Consider the following 15,453-nt stretch of genomic DNA (forward strand, 5'->3'; position numbering starts at 1 on the left):
CCGGCGTTAGAGCCCCTCAGCCAACGCGGCAAGCCGGGCCAGCGAGTCCGCCAGCCGGTCCGCGGTGGTCCAGCGCGCCCGCGGGAGGCGCTTCGGATCGGTCAGCTGCGACCAGTCGTAGGTGTGGGTGACCCGGGTGTGCGCCTCGTCCAACGGCTCGAGTTCCCACCTCCACAGATGTCCCGGCGGCTGCTGACCGGGTTCGGCCGGGAACCAGGCGATCCGGCGCCCCTCCTCGAACTCCACCACGTGGTTCTCCCGCACGACACCGAGGGTCAGCGCCATGGTGAACATCGCGCCGACCGCGTGCACCCGTTGTCCGGCGGGCGCTTCAGCGAGGTTCTCGTTGCCGTCCCACCGGGGCTGCTGAGCCGGATCGGCGATCAGCTCGAAGATCCGCGCCGCCGGCGCGGCGATGTCGCGGCTGGCGTGGGCGACCTTCGCCGGCGAGCCGACGCGGTGGGCGGTGCCATCGGGGTCGACGTAGGCGAACTCCCGCAGCTGATACTCGGTGTCCACCGGCTCGACAAAACGTCCCTCGACCCCCGAGGCGGTCCACTGCGCGTAGAGCGCGTCGGCGTCGTCGACGTAGAGATACACGCTTGCGGCCGTCCGCAGCGGATCGTGCTCGGCCCACTCGGACAGGTGCAACGAGACCGGCCCACGTTCGGCGAAGCCGTATCGGGCGGGCCCGGGGTAGGCGCGAGCGACGAATCCCAGCCGGCGGTAGCGGTCCAGCGCCGCATCGAGATCTCGCACCGGAATGATCGGTGAAACCGCGGTGAATCCGATGTCTGCCATGACGAAAGCGTACGTCGACACGTGGTGACGTCATCCACGCCGAAGTCCGCTCCCCCGGCGCCGCTAGCGCCGACGTGATCCGATTCGACAACATCCACCCAGCCGTCCACCGGGGGCTTGTGGGGCCCATGGGAAACCTGTTGCGCCCCGGTTGGATTCCGCGGGAAACGCGGGATAATCAGCGGCATGACTGAGAACCCCTTTCCCGACGTGCGGTGGGGCCGCGACCCCGGAACGCGGGCGAGGCGAGCGATCGGGGCGGTCGCGGGATCCAAACCCGGTGCCTGGTTCATCCGCCAATGCACGCCGCTGGACCGCTGGCTGCTCGACCGCAGCGGCGGCCGGTTCACCATCTTGGGACCGATGGCCGTCCCGTTGCTGCTGCTCACCACGACCGGCCGCAAATCCGGTCAGCGTCGCCAGATCCCGCTGGCGTATATGCGTGAGGGCGACCGACTGTTCCTGGTGGGCAGCAACTTCGGACAGGCGCACCATCCGGCATGGGCGTTGAATCTCGTCGCCGACCCCAACGCGTGGGTCACAATGGGCGGCAAGGAGATTCCGGTGCTGGCCACCGAGGTCGTCGGCGCGGAGCGCGACCGGGTCTACCAGGAATTCGTCGACTACATCAGCAACTACGACACCTACCGGGGCCGGGCCGGGCGGGAGATCAAAATCTTTGCGCTCACCAGCCGCTAACGGCCCGCGGCCTTCTCGTATCCACTGGTGAGCCAGTACACCGCCCGGTCCAGGCTGGGCAGGATGTCGGTGATGGCGATCTCGTCGGCGGCGAAGCGGGCGGACAGTCCATAGACCAGGTTCGAGATGATGACATCCAGGTCGGTGATGAAGCCTTCGTCGACGTCGGAGAGCGCTGCGCGCATCGCGGGGCCCACCACGTCGAGCCCCCGGCGGACCAACGTGTCACCGCCGGGGGCCGCCCGGGCCCGGACGTAGGCGCTGAGCATCCCCGGGTGCCGCTCCCACGGCTCGAAGAGGGTGCGGTACAGGCGCATCAGCGCGGTATACACCGACTCCCCGGCCGCCCGCGACTGCGTGACGACGCCCGAGTAGCGGTTCTCGGCCATCCAGGAGTCGAGGGCGGCCAGAATGAGCTCGTCACGGGTGGCATACCGCTTGTAAATGGTCGCCAGCGATACCCGGGCCCGGCGGGCGACCTCGCGGAGCTGGACCGCGTCATAGCCCTGCGTTTCAAGGATTTCGACGACGATGCCCAGAATCCGATCCTCGGAACTGTCCATGAATTCACCCCTTGCCGCCGATGAGTAACCAGGTTACCGTACCGGCATGGGTTCTCTTGACGGAAAAGTCGCATTCATCACCGGCGCAGCGCGCGGGCAGGGCCGCAGCCACGCGATCCGGCTCGCCGCCGACGGCGCCGACATCATCGGTGTCGACATCTGCGCCGACATCGCCTCCAACGGCTACCCGATGGCCAGCCGTGCGGAGCTCGACGAAACCGTCGCGCTGGTGGAAGCCGCCGGCGGCAAGATGATCGCCTCGGTGGCCGACGTCCGCGACTTCGCCGCGCTGAAGGCCGCGCTGGATGCCGGGGTCGAGCACTTCGGCCGCCTCGACATCGTCTGCGCCAACGCCGGCATCGCCGCGATGGCCTTTCGCGAGCTGACCGACGACGAAGACCTGCAGATGTGGACCGACGTGATCGACGTCAACCTGGTCGGTTCGTTCCACACCGCCAAAGCGGCCATCCCGCACCTGATCGCCGGCGGCCGGGGCGGGTCGATCGTGTTCACCAGCTCCACAGCCGGCCTGAAGGGCTTCGGCGGCCAGCAGGGCGGCGGCCTGGGTTACGCGGCGTCCAAGCACGGCATCGTCGGCTTGATGCGCACGCTGGCCAATGCGCTTGCCCCGCACAGTATCCGGGTCAACACCGTGCACCCGACCGCGGTCAACACGATGATGGCGGTCAACCCGGCGATGACGGCGTTTCTGGAGCACTATCCCGACGGCGGACCGCATCTGCAGAACCCGATGCCGGTCGGCATGCTCGAGCCGGAAGACATCAGCGCCGCGATCGCCTATCTGGTCTCCGACGCTGCCCAATACGTCACCGGGGTCACCTTCCCCGTCGACGCCGGCTTCTGCAACAAGCTATGAGCGGGCGGGTAGCCGGCAAGCGGGTGCTGGTGACCGGCGCCGCGCGGGGCATGGGCCGCAGTCACGCCGTGCGCCTGGCCGAGGAAGGCGCCGACCTGATCCTGGTCGATATCTGCGCATCGCTGCCGGAGGTCGAATATCCGCTGGCCACAACCGAAGACCTCGCCGAGACCGCGCGGCTGGTCACCGAGCTGGGCCGCCGCGCGGTCAGCCACGTGGTCGACGTGCGCGACGGCGCCGCGCTGGCCGCCGCCGTCGACGACGGCGTGGCCGAACTGGGCGGCCTGGACGCTTCGGTGGCCAACGCCGGGGTGATCACCGGGGGAACCTGGGACACCACCACCTCCCAGCAGTGGCGCACCGTCATCGACGTCAACCTGATCGGGGCGTGGAACACCTGCTCGGCGGCACTGCCGCACCTGGTCGAGCATGGCGGCAGCCTGATCAACATCAGTTCGGTGGCCGGCCTGAAGGGCAGTCCGCTGCACACTCCCTACACCGCGTCCAAGCACGGTGTGGTCGGCATGAGCCGAGCCCTGGCCAATGAGCTTGCCGCGGTTAATGTCCGGGTCAACACGGTGCATCCCACCGGGGTCGAGACCGGGATGCGGCCGGACACGCTGCACGGGCTGCTGCACGAGGCCCGTGCCGACCTGGGACCGATCTTCCAGAACGCCTTACCGATCGTGATGACCGAGGCCCGCGACGTCAGCAACGCGGTGCTGTTCCTGGTCTCCGATGAGTCCCGGCATGTGACCGGGCTGGAATTCAAGGTGGATGCCGGTGTCACCCTCCGGTGAGGCGGGGCGCGGCGAGCGCGCCTTCGCCGAGTTGATGACCGTTCCAGCCCCCGACTGCTCCCCGGTCGCCGCGACCATGCTCGACTTCGTCTTCGCCCAGGTGTGGGCGCGTCCGGGGTTGAACCGCCGCGACCGCTGGTTCATCGCACTGCCGTGCCTGGCTGCCGCCGACACCGAGGAACCGCTGCGCCAGCACGTCTACGCCGCGCTGGCGAGCGGAGACCTCGCCATTGACGAAATGCGGGAAGTGGTCTTGCATTTCGCGGTGTACTCGGGCTGGCCGAAAGCCTCGCTGTTCAACATGACCGTCGACGCGCAGTGGCGGCGCATCCACGCCGAGCGCGACCAGCCGGTACCGCCGCCGACCCCGCTGCTGCCACTGGCCACCCCCAGTGATCCCGAAGCCCGGCTGCGCGTCGGCGAGCAGTCGTTTCGGGACATCAACTGCCTGCCCTTCGCCCCGGGGCGCGACGACCCGTACTCGGGTGCGGGCATCCTGAATTTCGTCTTCGGCGAGATGTGGTTGCGGCCCGGCCTGGGCATGAAGGAACGGCGGCTGGTGACCGTGGCGTGCGTGGCTTTTCAAGACACGCCGTATCCGATCCTCAGCCACGTCTACGCCGCACTGAAGAGCCGCGACGTCTCATTCGACGAAATGGACGAGCTGGCTTTGCAATTCGGGGCCTACTACGGTTGGGCCAAGGCGTCGCGGCTGGCCCAGGTGGTCGAGGAGCAGAAGCAGCGGGTCACTGACGAATGGGCTGCCGAGGGCGTTGCATGACCGTCACCGTCACGCACGACCACATCTATCCGGCCACCGGCCGACCGAACGCCACTGTGGCACTGGCCGGTGCAGCGGAGATCCACCAGGCCGTTGCCGCAGCGCAAGAGGCGCAGCGAGAATGGATCGCGCTGACCGTCGACCGACGCCGCGACCTGCTGATCGACTTGGCCGACGTGGTGCACCAGCATCTGGGTGAACTGGCCGCGCTGAACGTTCAGGACTATGCGGTGCCGATCTCGTTCGCCGGGAATGCGATTCTGCTCGAGCGATTCCTACGCCACTTCGCGGGCTACGTCGACAAGCCGCACGGCTCCAGCACGCCGGTGAGTGAATCCTTCGACGTCAACCTGATCGAACGCGAACCGTACGGTGTGGTGGGTGTTATCGCCCCGTGGAACGGCGCGCTGGTGGTCGCCGGATCGTGCGTTGCACCCGCGCTGGCAGCCGGCAACGCGGTGGTGTTCAAGCCCTCCGAGCTCGCGCCGCTGGCCGCGCTGCGCTTCGGTGAACTGTGTCTGGAGGCGGGCCTGCCGCCCGGACTGGTCAGCGTCGTACCGGCGGCCGCCGAGGGCGGCGACGCGCTGGTTCGCCACCCCGGCATTCGTAAAATCCATTTCACCGGTGGCGAAACCACCGCCCGCACCGTGCTGCAGACCGCCGCCATCAACCTCACCCCGGTCGTCACCGAACTCGGCGGCAAGTCGGCCAGTATCGTCTTCGCCGACGCCGACCTCGACGCTGCGGCACGGGTTGCCGCACATCAGGGTCCCTTGATGCAGTCTGGCCAGAGCTGCGCCTGCGCCAGCCGGGTGCTGGTGCACGAGTCGGTCTACGACACCTTCGTCGAGAAGTTCCTGGCCTCGGTCGGCCATGCCAAGGTGGGTGATCCGCTCGATCCCACGGTGGTATTCGGTCCGGTGATCAGCCACGCCGCCGTGGACCGCATCCTGGCCGTGATCGAGAGTGCAGCCAGTGATGGCAGTGGGGAACTGCTTGCCGGCGGTCGACGGCTCGGTGGTGACCTCGCATCGGGCTACTACATCGAGCCGACGGTGTTCGGTGGCGTCGACAACTCCTCGCCGCTGGCCCAGACCGAAACGTTCGGTCCCGTCGTGTCACTGATGAGGTTCCGCGACGACGCCCAAGCCGTCGCACTGGCCAACGGCACCCGCTACGGACTCAACGCGTTCGTCCACACCCGTGATCTGCGACGCGCCCACCGGATTTCCCGGCAGCTCGAAGCCGGCTCGGTCTGGATCAATACCATCAGCAATATCTCACCGCAGGGCCCCTACGGCGGCTACAAGCAGAGTGGATTCGGGCGCACCGGAGGCGCCGACGGGCTCTACGAATTCCTGCAGATAAAGAATATTCGCATCGGCATGAGTTGAGCGGCTCCTAGAGCTGCGTGTACACCGACTTGGTCTGCAGGAAGCTCTCAACGCCGTCGCGGCCCCACTCGTGACCCCAACCGGACTGCTTGTACCCACCGAACGGCACCGAATGGTCGAAGACCATCTGGCAGTTCAGCGAGACGGTTCCGGCCTCCAACCGCTTGGCCAGCCGGTGGGCGCGGCTCAGGTCGCGGGTCCAGGCGGTGGCGGCCAGGCCGTACTCGGAGTCGTTCGCCAGCGCGACGGCTTCGTCGTCGTCGTCGAAGGGCAGCACCGTGACCACCGGCCCGAAGATCTCCTGCTGGTAGAGCCGCATACCGGGATCGACGTTGGCCAGTACGGTCGGGTGCACAAAATACCCGCGCCGATCCAGCCGGTGCCCGCCGGTGATGACGTCGACGCTGTCGCGCTTGCCCTCGTCGATGAATCCCATCACCCGGTTGAGCTGCTTCTCGCTGATCAGCGGGCCGATCATGGCACCTTCATCTCGGGGGCCACCCAGCTGAAGGTTGTTGGCCACCATGGCGATGCCTTCGACCACCTGGTCGTACACACCGCGCTGCACGAAGATCCGCGACCCGCAGATGCACCCCTGCCCGGAATGGATGAAGATGCCCATCGCGGCCATCGTGATGGCGGTGTTCAGGTCCGCGTCGTCATAGATCAGAACCGGCGACTTGCCGCCGAGTTCGAGGCTGACGCGCTTGAGGTTTCCGGCCGACGCCGCCACGATCCGCTTGCCGACCTCGGTGGAGCCGGTGAACGCGATCTTCTGGACGCCGGGGTGATCGACCAGCGCTGCGCCAGCGGTGTGCCCGTAACCGATGACCAGGTTGACGACGCCGTCGGGCACGCCTGCCTCGGCGAGCAACCGTTCCAAAACCAGAGCCGAAAGGGGCGTCTCTTCAGCAGGTTTGGCCACACTGCTGCATCCGGCGGCCAGCGCTGGAGCCAGCTTGGTACACGCGTTGAAGACGGGGCCGTTCCAGGGGAAGATCAGGCCGACCACCCCGTAGGGCTCCTTGAGGGTGTAGGCGTGCAGGTCGGCATGCGCGCCGGTGATGCCGCCGGTCATCTGCACCTGGTGCGCGTCACCGTTGAGTTTGGTGCACCACCCGGCGTAGTAGCGGAAGATCTCGGCGCAGGTAGGCACGATCATCTGGGCCTGCATCAGCGGCATCCCGGTGTTGATCGAGTCGATCTGGGCCAGCTCGTCGGCGTGCTCATCAATCAAATCCGCTACGCGCCACAGGATCTTGGCGCGTTCGCGAGCCGGCGTCGCGCTCCAGACTCCCTCGTCAAAGGATGCCCTGGCCCTCGTGACCGCGTCATCGATGGCTTTCGCGCCGCCGTCGCTGAATTCGCCGATCTGCTCTTCGGTAGCCGGATCGATGATCGGGATCACCTCGCCCGAGCCGGGTCGCAGACGCGCTTCAGCCAAAACGGAATTCAGGGACATCGCCCGCCTTTCGGCTCGCTGGGATCTGTTAGGAGGCCGAGTCGAACTCGATGTACAGCTTGCTCAGGCCGCGCAGCAGAAACGTCGGCTCGTAGTCGTAATGCCGCTCGCCGGCCAGGCCGTGGTGGGCCTCGCTGATCCTGATGTTCCGCATCCGGTCCAGCATGCGATTGGCGGTGATCCGTCCTTCGACCCGGACCAGCGGTGCGCCGGGACAGGTGTGGATGCCGCGGCCGAAGGCGATGTGTTCGCGAACGTTCTTGCGGTCCAGGTTGAATTCGTCGGGGTTTTCGAACTTGCGCGGATCCCGGTTGGCCGCGCCCAAACACAGCATGAGCACCGTGCCCGCCTTGATGGGTACGCCGGCCAGCGTGGTGGTCTTGCGCGCCAGCCGGAAGTCGATCTTGGTGGGGCTCTGGATCCGCAGCGATTCTTCGATGAACCGCGGGATCAGGTCGCGGTTCTCGCGCAGCCTTTCCTGCAGTTCGGGTTGCTCGCCGAGCACCTGCACCATGGTCCCGAGCAGCTTGGTGACGGTCTCCTGGCCCGCACCGAACAGGAAGGTCGCCGGACGCACCACCTCCATCACGTCGGGAATCGAGCCGTCGGGGTAGGTGGCCTCGGCCAACATGGTCAGCACGTCGGCGCGGGGGTTGCTGCGCCGATCGGAGATGTAGCCGTTGAACTTGTCGTCGAGGTACTCCAGCGGGTTGAGCCCGACCGGCTCTCCGTCCAGGGCGCCGACCCGGGTGCCCGGGCGTTCACCGGCACCGAGTGCCCGGCGGAACTCGGCGCGGTCGTCGTCGGGAACCCCGAGCAGGTCGGCGATCGCCAGCGTCGCAAACGGTTTGGCGTAGTCCATCAGGAATTCGCAGCGGCCAGCGGCGATGAACTCGTCGAGCTGCAGGTCGGCCAGCCGCCAGATGAACTCCTCGTTCTCCTTCAGCCGGACCGGCGTCAGGATGCGTCCCAGCAGCGCCCGGGTGCGCTCGTGCGCCGGCGGATCCTGGACGACGACGTGCTCGAAGATCGGGAACAGGTGCCGGTGCGCCTCGATCTGCTCGGTGATGTCGTCACCCTCGGGCTCGAACGGCAGCGGCGGGAAGGGACCGCCGATGGCGTTGACCGCCGAGAACGAGTCGTGGTCCTTGAACGCGGCATGCACCTCTTCATAGCCGGTGACGGCGACGACGCCGTGGTGCGGCTCGGCGAAGACGGGCCCATTCGAGCGCAGGTATTCGTAATAGGGGTAGGGATTCTGGGTTACCGCCGGGTCGGAGAAGTAGTCCACCGCCGCGAGATCCGTCACCACGCGATGCGCCCTTTCGCTCGTATCACGACCTCGTCGCGCTGATCGATCGATCAAATTGCTAGAATGCGTCATGCCTACCATGTGCGGCGACGGATGGTCAAGCAATCCCAGCGTCAGGATGTCCTGAATGACGGGGCCGCGCAAGGCCAAATCGACCGATGGCGCCACCCGCCGCCGGCTGATCGAAGCGACGGCCCGGCTGATGCGCGACGAAGGCTACGCGGCGGCGACCTCGCGGCGGGTGGCCGCCGAGGCCGGGGTGAAGCAGGCCCTGGTCTACTACTACTTCCCCACCATGGACGACCTGTTCGTCGAGGTGCTGCGCGCCGGGGCCGACGTCGCACTCGAGCGGATGCGCGCCGCGCTCACCGCCGACGATCCGCTCCGGGCGCTCTGGACGATCAATAGCGATGCCCGCCTGACCAGCTTGAACACCGAGTTCATGGCGTTGGCCAACCACCGCAAGGCGATCCGGACCGAGCTCAAGGCCTACGCCGAACGGGTCCGGGACATCGAGACCGCGGCCGTCACGGTGGCGTTGCGCACCAACGGCGTCGACCTGGAGCAGTATCCCCCGGTCGCCGTCGCCATGCTGATCGCCCAGACCGCCCGCAGCCTGTGCAACGAAGACACCGTCGGCGTCACCAGCGGCCACGACCAGCTGCGCGCGTTCGTCGAGCGTCAGCTGGGCCGGCTGGCGGCCCCGCCGGCTTAGCCCCGACTAGCAACCGATGGTTGACAACCCGGCCCGTCGGTGCCAGCCTTGCTGATCGATCGACCAACACGAGACGAGGTGCGCAACATGGGTGGACGGGTAGAAGGAAAGGTCGCTTTCATCACCGGGGCGGCGCGCGGTCAGGGCCGCAGTCACGCGGTACGGCTGGCACAGGAAGGCGCCGACATCATCGCCGTCGACGTCTGCGCCCGGATCAGCAGCAGCAAGGAGATCCCGGCGGCGACGCCCGACGACCTGGCCGAAACCGCCGATCTGATCAAAGGATTGGACCGCCGCATCGTCACCGCCGAGGTCGACGTCCGCGACTTCGACGCGCTCAAAGCAGCCGTCGACAGCGGCGTGGAGCAACTCGGGCGCCTGGACGTCATCGTGGCCAACGCCGGAATCGGCAACGGCGGCGAGACCCTGGACAAGACGTCCGAAGCCGACTGGCAGGACATGATCGACGTCAACCTCTCAGGCGTCTGGAAGACCGTCAAAGCCGGTGTGCCGCATCTTATCTCCGGCGGAAACGGCGGATCCATCGTCTTGACCAGCTCAGTGGGCGGCCTCAAGGCCTACCCGCACACCGGTCACTACATCGCGGCCAAACACGGCGTGGTCGGGCTGATGCGCACCTTCGCCGTCGAACTGGGGCAGCACTTCATCCGGGTCAACTCGGTACACCCCACCAATGTGAACACGCCGTTGTTCATGAACGAGGGAACGATGAAGCTGTTCCGCCCGGACCTGGAGAACCCCGGCCCCGACGACATGGCCGTCGTGGCGCAGCTCATGCACGTGCTGCCGATCGGTTGGGTGGAGCCGGTCGACATCAGCAACGCCGTGCTGTTCCTGGCCTCCGACGAATCCCGTTACGTCACCGGGCTTCCGATGACCGTCGACGCGGGCAGCTGCCTGAAGTAACACGCTGACTCTGCGTCCACCAGACACCTCACTCGCACATCTGCCTGGTAGACGCAGAGTCAACGCGGGATTTCGAATTCGACGCGGGCCGAGACGGTCTCGATCGCCTCATGCAGCACCGCCATCCGGTCGGAGAGCGTGGGCGCGGCCAGCACCGCGTAACGGTCGGCCTCGCCCATCGGCACCCGGCACGCCAGCGAGTACAGCCGCTGCACCGGATCCAGTGAGCGCAGCCGGCGGCCACCCAGCGTGGAGTTGCGCCCCGGCATGACGCACCGGCGGCGCGCCATCGCCATCCGCTTGTGCAGCGCGACGATGCGGTCTTCCAGCTCGCGAAAAGCCCCCTCGCTCAGCGGTTCTGCCTCATCCTCGGGCCACACCTCGGCCTCAGCCCGCGGATACGGGTCGTCGGCGAGCCACTCGCGCACCCGGATTCGCTCTCCGGTCAGGCACCGCAACGCATAACGGCCGCCACCGAGCTCGGCGCAGTGCGTGATGGCAGCCATCGCGCCGACGTCGTTGCGCTGCTCACCCCCGCCCACCTCCCGGCCGCGGGCGATCAGCACCACTCCGAAACGCGGGTCGCCGCTGCGCATCAGATCGCCGACCAGCACCGTGTAGCGCAGCTCGAAGATCCGCAGCGACAGTTCCTCACCGGGCAGCAGCACCCATTCCAGCGGGAACATCGGCAGCTCCATCAGCCGCCCCTCTAGTTGACGTCCAGTTCGGCGACCAGCGCATCGACGACCGCGCGCAGGTCGCCGTCGTGTTCCTCGGCGACCCGGCGCTGGCGCTGGTACGACGCGCCTATTCGGTAGATGTCGGCGACGGACGCCAACTCGTCGGTGCAGTTCAGTCGCGCGGCGATCGGCTCCAGCCGGTTGAGCAGATCGTCGAGGTCCTCGGTGACCAGCCGTTCGTTGCTGTCGGCGTCGAGGATGATCTCGGCGTCCAGGCCGTAGCGGGCCGCGCGCCACTTGTTCTCCTGCACGTGCCACGGCGGCATGGTGGGCAGGGACTGGTCGGCGTCCAGCCGCCGGTCCAGATCGACGATCAGGCAGTGGGTCAGCGCCACCAGCGCGGCCAACTCGCGAAGATTGGACACCCCGTCGCAGACCCGCACCTCGACGGTGCCCAGCCGCGGGGACGGCCTGATGTCCCAACGGATCTCGTTGGTGTCGTCGATGATCCCGGTCTTCTTCTGGTCGTAGACGAAGCCTTCGAACTCCGGCCAGGTCTGGAACTGAAACGGCAGCCCCGCCGTCGGCAACTGCTGGAACATCATCGCCCGGTTGCTGGCGTAACCGGTGTCCTCACCGGCCCACCACGGCGACGACGCCGAGAGCGCCAGCAGATGCGGGTAGTAGTTGAGCAGCGAGGAGATGATCGGCATGACCTTGCGGGCCGAGGAGATGCCGACGTGCACGTGCACCCCCCAGATCATCATCTGCCGGCCCCACCACTGGGTGCGTTTGATCAGCTCGGCATACCGCGGAGCATCGGTCAGTTTCTGCGCCGACCACTGCGCGAACGGGTGGGTGCCGGCGCCGAACAGTTCCATCCCCCGGTCGTGCACGATGGGCTGGGTGGCGGCCAGCGTCTGGCGCAGGTCGTCCATCGCCTCACCGGTGTCGGCACAGATGCCGGTGACGAGTTCGACGGTGTTGCGCAGCAATTCGTTGTGCACCCGCGGGTTCTCGCCGATCTCGGCCAGCACGGCACTGGCTTCGTTGCTCAGGTCGCGGGTCTGCGCGTCGACCAGGGCGAACTCCCATTCCACCCCGAGGGTGGGCCGGGCGCAGTGCGCGAACTCGATCCGGGCTTCAGACCGCGAGGAAGCCCAGCTGTGCAGCGGGTTATCCGGTGCCGATGACACCACACGCAACCCGCTTGCCGGCGTCTCCGGTGGTCAGCGTGGTCTGGTCCGGGCCGGGAGTGCCGTTGACCTGGGTGTAGCGGTCCGCCGGGATGTTGGCGAAGTTGTCGTCGTCCGCGTGGATGATCAGGGCGGTCTTCTCGCCGGCCAGCAGCTCGTCGCGGCTGAACGCGTCGGTGGTGGTGACCAGCAGCGCGCTGCCGTCGGAGCGCACCTGCAACGAGGTCAGGTCACCGCTCTGCGGGTGCTCGCTGTGGCCGGGAGCCTGGAAGTGCCCACCGGCCGACAGGAACGCGCCGGGCGCCCCGCCGCCGGGCGGAACCGAGTCGGCTTCGCACTTGCCCACCCCGTGGATGTGCATGCCGTGGAAGCCGGGCGTCAGCACGCCGGCGTTGGTGGTCTGCACGGTGACGGTGGCGAATTCCTTACCGCCGGCCGTGCTGAACTCGAACGTCGCGGTGGCGACCTGGCCGCCGTCAGGGGTGGTCAGGTGCGCGACGAGGTTGTTGTTCGAGCCGCCCTGCTCGCCCGGCTCGCTGGCGTGGCCGGACGGCGCCGGCGACCCGGTCCAGATGGCCGGCGTGGTGCCCGGCGCGTCCGACGGCTGCTCGTTGGGCGGGCTGCACGCCGCCAACAGCGCGACCGGGGTGGCGAAGACAGCGGCGGCGAGAACTCTGCGGTGACCTGTGACCATGCGAGGAGCTTAACCCGCGACCACCACGATGACGCCCGGTGGCTGTTCGGCGACGTCGGGGATGCGCGGCTCCACCGCAGCATGCAGCACCCCGGCCACCGCGGTGGCCGAGTCGTGCTCCCCGGGGGCGTCGCTGAAGTAGACGGTCGTCCCGGTGACCTCGGGCAGCTCGAGGTTGCCGACGTCGGTCACGTTCCAGCCGGCTTCGCGCAGCTGGTCGGCAGTGTGCCCGGCCAGGCCGGGCTGCTCGGAGATGTTGTAGACCCGCACCTCGGACCTGTGCGCGGGATGCTCGGGCTTGGCGACCGCCGAGCTGGTGGTCACCGGCTTCGACGTCGGCGAATGGCTGGTGTCGTCGTCATTGCCCGACGACCCGAGTGCCTGGAACCCGACCAGCAAAAAGATGGTGCCCAAGAACAGCAGCACCATCACCATGGCCCGCAGCGGGAGTCGAGACGAGTCGGGAACGTGGTCGTTCATTGCGCCCACTGTATCCAGGTGCGGGTCATAACCGATAAACGCCCAGCTATCAAGGGTTCCCGCTGATCAGGCGCGTCAGGTGATGTCGAAACCGAGCCGCCGGGCCGCGCGCGCCTTCTGCCGGCTGGACCGCAGCCTGCGCAACCGCTTGACCAGCATCGGGTCGGCGGCCAGTGCTTCCGGCCGGTCGACGAGCGCATTGAGCACCTGGTAGTAGCGGGTCGCCGACAGCGCGAACCGCTCCTTGATGGCCTCTTCCTTGGCGCCGGCGTACTTCCACCAGTCCCGTTCGAAGGACAAAATGTCATGTTCGCGGCGACTCAGGCCGTCGGTGGGCTCCGAATCGTCCCCTGAGCGATTCGCTTGCGCCATGGCGCCGTCCATATCGTTTCCTGGACCCTTCCGGAAAGTTTTGTGCTGAACGTTCGTTGCTTTTCGGCGGCGTGTTCTGCGCGATTATTGAATCACGGCAGGTGGTGCGGAACCGGGAGCCCGTCCCGCGAGTCGCCGTGGCCGCTGCACTTGACAGGTATCGGCCGCTTAAGCTTTTCGGTCATGGCCGTCGTACCCATCCGCATTGTGGGCGATCCCGTCCTGCACACCCCGACCACTCCGGTGGCCGTCGCCGAAGACGGCTCGCTCCCAGCCGACCTGGGTGAGTTGATCGACACCATGTACGAGACCATGGACGCCGCCAACGGGGTGGGACTGGCCGCCAATCAGGTCGGTGTGGGGCTGCGGCTGTTCGTTTACGACTGCGCCGACGACCGCCGCTCGACCACCCGGCGCCGCGGCGTGGTGATCAACCCGGTGCTGGAGACCTCCGAGCGTCCCGAGACCATGCCCGACCCGGACAACGACGACGAAGGCTGCCTGTCGGTGCCCGGTGAATCGTTTCCGACCGGCCGGGCGGAGTGGGCGCGGGTCACCGGCCTGGACGCCGACGGCAACCCGGTCACCCTGGAGGGCACCGGATTGTTCGCCCGGATGCTGCAGCACGAGACCGGGCACTTGGACGGCCTGCTGTATCTGGACATGCTGGTGGGCCGGCACGCCCGCGCGGCGAAGCGGGCGGTGAAATCCAACGGCTGGGGGGTGCCGGGCCTGTCCTGGATGCCCGGAGATGTGCCGGATCCGTTCGGCCACTGACGAACCCGCGATGAACCAGCCGCCAGAGCTCCCCGAGGTCGGCGTCCGGGTGAGCCTGCGCTACCTGCGTCCCCCCGGCTCGCAACCGCCGATGGGTGACGTGGTGGGCCATCTGGTCGAAGCCGGGCCGCTGGTGCGGATCCGTTCCGCGGACGGGGTGATCCACGAGTGCCGGCACGCCGACGTGCTCTATGTGCGCCGGCTGACCGATCGGCCGGTGAAGAACTCGGCGATCCGATCCGTCGAGCACGCCGCCGCCCTGGCCTGGCCGGGCAGCGAACACCAGTGGCTCGACGGCTGGCTGCTGCGGGCCGGGCCCGGTGCCGAGTTGGCCACGAATTCGGCTGTGCCCCTGGACATGTTCGCCCACACCAGCACCATCCCGCAGATCATCGACTGGTATGCCCGACGGGATCTGCAAGCGACCCTGGCAGTCCCGGAGCGGCTGCTGCGACTGCCGGAGGACATCCCCGCACGGCTGGAGACCCGCACCCTGGTGCGCGAGTTGACCGCCGAGACGTTGGCCGTCGAGAGGAGCGCCGAGCAGGTGACGCTGACCGACCGGCCCGGCCCGGACTGGCCGGCCGACGACCCGGTGGGGCCGCTGACCGCGGTGGTCGACGGTGAGCTGATGTTCGCCTGCATACCCGGGGTGGCGGTCGGGCGCGGCGCGGTCACCGAGGCCCCGGACGGCACCCGCTGGCTGGGGGTGACCGCGCTGCGGGTGACCGAGGAGGCACGCCGGCAGGGCCACGGCCGGGCCATCTGCACCGCCCTACAGGCCTGGGGGACCGAGCGCGGCGCGACCCGCGGCTACGCGCAAGTACCGAGCGCCGACGCGGGGGCGTTCGCGTTCTTCGAGGCGATCGGATTCGCCGGTCAGCACCGCACCCGTTACGTCGACGCCAGGCATCTAGGGTGAC

At 67.8% G+C, this 15,453-nt stretch carries 18 protein-coding genes; 9 read left to right on the forward strand and 9 right to left on the reverse strand.

Going from position 1 to position 15,453, the window contains the following annotated elements; genetic code table 11:
- Positions 1-6: 6 nt before the first annotated feature.
- Positions 7-801, reverse strand: coding sequence for a DUF8817 family protein (locus tag AC5Y31_RS19670; protein WP_499982337.1), 795 nt, complete (start codon positions 799-801; stop codon positions 7-9).
- A gap of 186 nt (positions 802-987) precedes the next feature.
- Between AC5Y31_RS19670 and AC5Y31_RS19675 the strand changes: the two genes are divergently transcribed.
- Entirely contained in the window at positions 988-1,500 is a 513-nt protein-coding gene (locus AC5Y31_RS19675; RefSeq protein ID WP_499982339.1) for a nitroreductase/quinone reductase family protein, read from the forward strand.
- On the opposite strand, the gene AC5Y31_RS19680 is transcribed toward AC5Y31_RS19675, so the two are convergent.
- Complete coding sequence (locus AC5Y31_RS19680; protein WP_499982341.1) at positions 1,497-2,063, reverse strand: TetR/AcrR family transcriptional regulator; 567 nt, start codon at positions 2,061-2,063, stop codon at positions 1,497-1,499. The two genes, AC5Y31_RS19675 and AC5Y31_RS19680, sit on opposite strands and share 4 nt — an antisense overlap.
- A gap of 46 nt (positions 2,064-2,109) precedes the next feature.
- Between AC5Y31_RS19680 and AC5Y31_RS19685 the strand changes: the two genes are divergently transcribed.
- The 4 genes from AC5Y31_RS19685 to AC5Y31_RS19700 are packed head-to-tail and all read left to right on the forward strand — an operon-like array spanning position 2,110 to position 5,915.
- A complete protein-coding gene (locus AC5Y31_RS19685) occupies positions 2,110-2,940 on the forward strand; it encodes a mycofactocin-coupled SDR family oxidoreductase (protein WP_499982345.1) in 831 nt (276 codons plus the stop codon).
- On the forward strand, positions 2,937-3,740 hold the full coding sequence (locus AC5Y31_RS19690; protein WP_499982347.1) for a mycofactocin-coupled SDR family oxidoreductase: 804 nt from the start codon (positions 2,937-2,939) through the stop codon (positions 3,738-3,740). Before AC5Y31_RS19685 ends, AC5Y31_RS19690 begins: the two co-directional genes overlap by 4 nt.
- Positions 3,718-4,521 carry a carboxymuconolactone decarboxylase family protein gene (locus AC5Y31_RS19695; RefSeq protein WP_499982348.1) on the forward strand — a complete coding sequence of 268 codons (804 nt, stop codon included), beginning with the start codon at positions 3,718-3,720 and terminating at the stop codon, positions 4,519-4,521. The genes AC5Y31_RS19690 and AC5Y31_RS19695 overlap by 23 nt, the downstream gene beginning before the upstream one ends.
- Positions 4,518-5,915, forward strand: a complete 1,398-nt coding sequence (locus AC5Y31_RS19700; protein ID WP_499982351.1) for an aldehyde dehydrogenase family protein — start codon at positions 4,518-4,520, stop codon at positions 5,913-5,915. The genes AC5Y31_RS19695 and AC5Y31_RS19700 overlap by 4 nt, the downstream gene beginning before the upstream one ends.
- 7 nt (positions 5,916-5,922) lie before the next feature.
- Here AC5Y31_RS19700 and AC5Y31_RS19705 read toward each other — a convergent pair whose 3' ends face one another.
- Positions 5,923-7,377 (reverse strand): aldehyde dehydrogenase family protein, encoded by a 1,455-nt coding sequence (locus tag AC5Y31_RS19705; RefSeq protein ID WP_499982354.1) that lies wholly within the window; start codon positions 7,375-7,377, stop codon positions 5,923-5,925.
- A 28-nt stretch (positions 7,378-7,405) separates the two neighbouring features.
- A complete protein-coding gene (locus AC5Y31_RS19710; protein WP_499982388.1) occupies positions 7,406-8,686 on the reverse strand; it encodes a cytochrome P450 in 1,281 nt (426 codons plus the stop codon).
- Positions 8,687-8,816: 130 nt separating this feature from the next.
- Between AC5Y31_RS19710 and AC5Y31_RS19715 the strand changes: the two genes are divergently transcribed.
- Together AC5Y31_RS19715 and AC5Y31_RS19720 are read left to right on the forward strand one after the other, a co-directional pair.
- A complete protein-coding gene (locus tag AC5Y31_RS19715) occupies positions 8,817-9,404 on the forward strand; it encodes a TetR/AcrR family transcriptional regulator (protein WP_499982360.1) in 588 nt (195 codons plus the stop codon).
- An 87-nt stretch (positions 9,405-9,491) separates the two neighbouring features.
- Positions 9,492-10,331, forward strand: a complete 840-nt coding sequence (locus AC5Y31_RS19720; protein WP_499982363.1) for a mycofactocin-coupled SDR family oxidoreductase — start codon at positions 9,492-9,494, stop codon at positions 10,329-10,331.
- Between the two features lie 59 nt (positions 10,332-10,390).
- Here AC5Y31_RS19720 and AC5Y31_RS19725 read toward each other — a convergent pair whose 3' ends face one another.
- From AC5Y31_RS19725 to napA, 5 genes are all read right to left on the reverse strand, one after another.
- Positions 10,391-11,029: an LON peptidase substrate-binding domain-containing protein gene (locus tag AC5Y31_RS19725; protein ID WP_499982366.1), complete on the reverse strand. Its 639-nt coding sequence runs from the start codon at positions 11,027-11,029 to the stop codon at positions 10,391-10,393.
- Positions 11,030-11,040: 11 nt separating this feature from the next.
- Entirely contained in the window at positions 11,041-12,183 is a 1,143-nt protein-coding gene (locus AC5Y31_RS19730) for a glutamate--cysteine ligase (protein WP_499982390.1), read from the reverse strand.
- A 4-nt stretch (positions 12,184-12,187) separates the two neighbouring features.
- The gene (sodC, locus tag AC5Y31_RS19735; protein ID WP_499982368.1) at positions 12,188-12,901 is read right to left on the reverse strand and encodes a superoxide dismutase[Cu-Zn]; all 714 of its coding nucleotides are present in this window, start codon (positions 12,899-12,901) and stop codon (positions 12,188-12,190) included.
- A 9-nt stretch (positions 12,902-12,910) separates the two neighbouring features.
- Positions 12,911-13,381 carry a LytR C-terminal domain-containing protein gene (locus tag AC5Y31_RS19740; protein ID WP_499982372.1) on the reverse strand — a complete coding sequence of 157 codons (471 nt, stop codon included), beginning with the start codon at positions 13,379-13,381 and terminating at the stop codon, positions 12,911-12,913.
- A gap of 75 nt (positions 13,382-13,456) precedes the next feature.
- Positions 13,457-13,765: a nucleoid-associated protein NapA gene (gene napA, locus AC5Y31_RS19745; RefSeq protein WP_024440118.1), complete on the reverse strand. Its 309-nt coding sequence runs from the start codon at positions 13,763-13,765 to the stop codon at positions 13,457-13,459.
- Positions 13,766-13,936: 171 nt separating this feature from the next.
- Here napA and AC5Y31_RS19750 point away from each other — a divergent pair, with 171 nt between their 5' ends.
- Together AC5Y31_RS19750 and AC5Y31_RS19755 are read left to right on the forward strand one after the other, a co-directional pair.
- Positions 13,937-14,530 (forward strand): peptide deformylase, encoded by a 594-nt coding sequence (locus AC5Y31_RS19750; RefSeq protein ID WP_499982376.1) that lies wholly within the window; start codon positions 13,937-13,939, stop codon positions 14,528-14,530.
- Positions 14,531-14,540: 10 nt separating this feature from the next.
- Positions 14,541-15,452: an N-acetylglutamate synthase, CG3035 family gene (locus tag AC5Y31_RS19755; protein ID WP_499982383.1), complete on the forward strand. Its 912-nt coding sequence runs from the start codon at positions 14,541-14,543 to the stop codon at positions 15,450-15,452.
- The last annotated feature ends 1 nt before the right edge of the window (position 15,453 follow it).

The sequence above is a fragment of the Mycobacterium sp. NGS18 genome (assembly GCF_059813185.1).

Excerpts from the sequence above, each read along its gene's own strand:
- AC5Y31_RS19715 (WP_499982360.1), top strand. The coding sequence starts at position 8,817 with ATGACGGGGCCGCGCAAGGCCAAATCGACCGATGGCGCCACCCGCCGC.
- AC5Y31_RS19750 (WP_499982376.1), top strand. The coding sequence starts at position 13,937 with ATGGCCGTCGTACCCATCCGCATTGTGGGCGATCCCGTCCTGCACACC.
- napA (WP_024440118.1), bottom strand. The coding sequence starts at position 13,765 with ATGGACGGCGCCATGGCGCAAGCGAATCGCTCAGGGGACGATTCGGAG.
- AC5Y31_RS19670 (WP_499982337.1), bottom strand. The coding sequence starts at position 801 with ATGGCAGACATCGGATTCACCGCGGTTTCACCGATCATTCCGGTGCGA.
- sodC (WP_499982368.1), bottom strand. The coding sequence starts at position 12,901 with ATGGTCACAGGTCACCGCAGAGTTCTCGCCGCCGCTGTCTTCGCCACC.
- AC5Y31_RS19720 (WP_499982363.1), top strand. The coding sequence starts at position 9,492 with ATGGGTGGACGGGTAGAAGGAAAGGTCGCTTTCATCACCGGGGCGGCG.
- AC5Y31_RS19725 (WP_499982366.1), bottom strand. The coding sequence starts at position 11,029 with ATGGAGCTGCCGATGTTCCCGCTGGAATGGGTGCTGCTGCCCGGTGAG.
- AC5Y31_RS19700 (WP_499982351.1), top strand. The coding sequence starts at position 4,518 with ATGACCGTCACCGTCACGCACGACCACATCTATCCGGCCACCGGCCGA.
- AC5Y31_RS19685 (WP_499982345.1), top strand. The coding sequence starts at position 2,110 with ATGGGTTCTCTTGACGGAAAAGTCGCATTCATCACCGGCGCAGCGCGC.
- AC5Y31_RS19675 (WP_499982339.1), top strand. The coding sequence starts at position 988 with ATGACTGAGAACCCCTTTCCCGACGTGCGGTGGGGCCGCGACCCCGGA.
- AC5Y31_RS19740 (WP_499982372.1), bottom strand. The coding sequence starts at position 13,381 with ATGAACGACCACGTTCCCGACTCGTCTCGACTCCCGCTGCGGGCCATG.
- AC5Y31_RS19755 (WP_499982383.1), top strand. The coding sequence starts at position 14,541 with ATGAACCAGCCGCCAGAGCTCCCCGAGGTCGGCGTCCGGGTGAGCCTG.
- AC5Y31_RS19690 (WP_499982347.1), top strand. The coding sequence starts at position 2,937 with ATGAGCGGGCGGGTAGCCGGCAAGCGGGTGCTGGTGACCGGCGCCGCG.
- AC5Y31_RS19680 (WP_499982341.1), bottom strand. The coding sequence starts at position 2,063 with ATGGACAGTTCCGAGGATCGGATTCTGGGCATCGTCGTCGAAATCCTT.
- AC5Y31_RS19705 (WP_499982354.1), bottom strand. The coding sequence starts at position 7,377 with ATGTCCCTGAATTCCGTTTTGGCTGAAGCGCGTCTGCGACCCGGCTCG.
- AC5Y31_RS19695 (WP_499982348.1), top strand. The coding sequence starts at position 3,718 with ATGCCGGTGTCACCCTCCGGTGAGGCGGGGCGCGGCGAGCGCGCCTTC.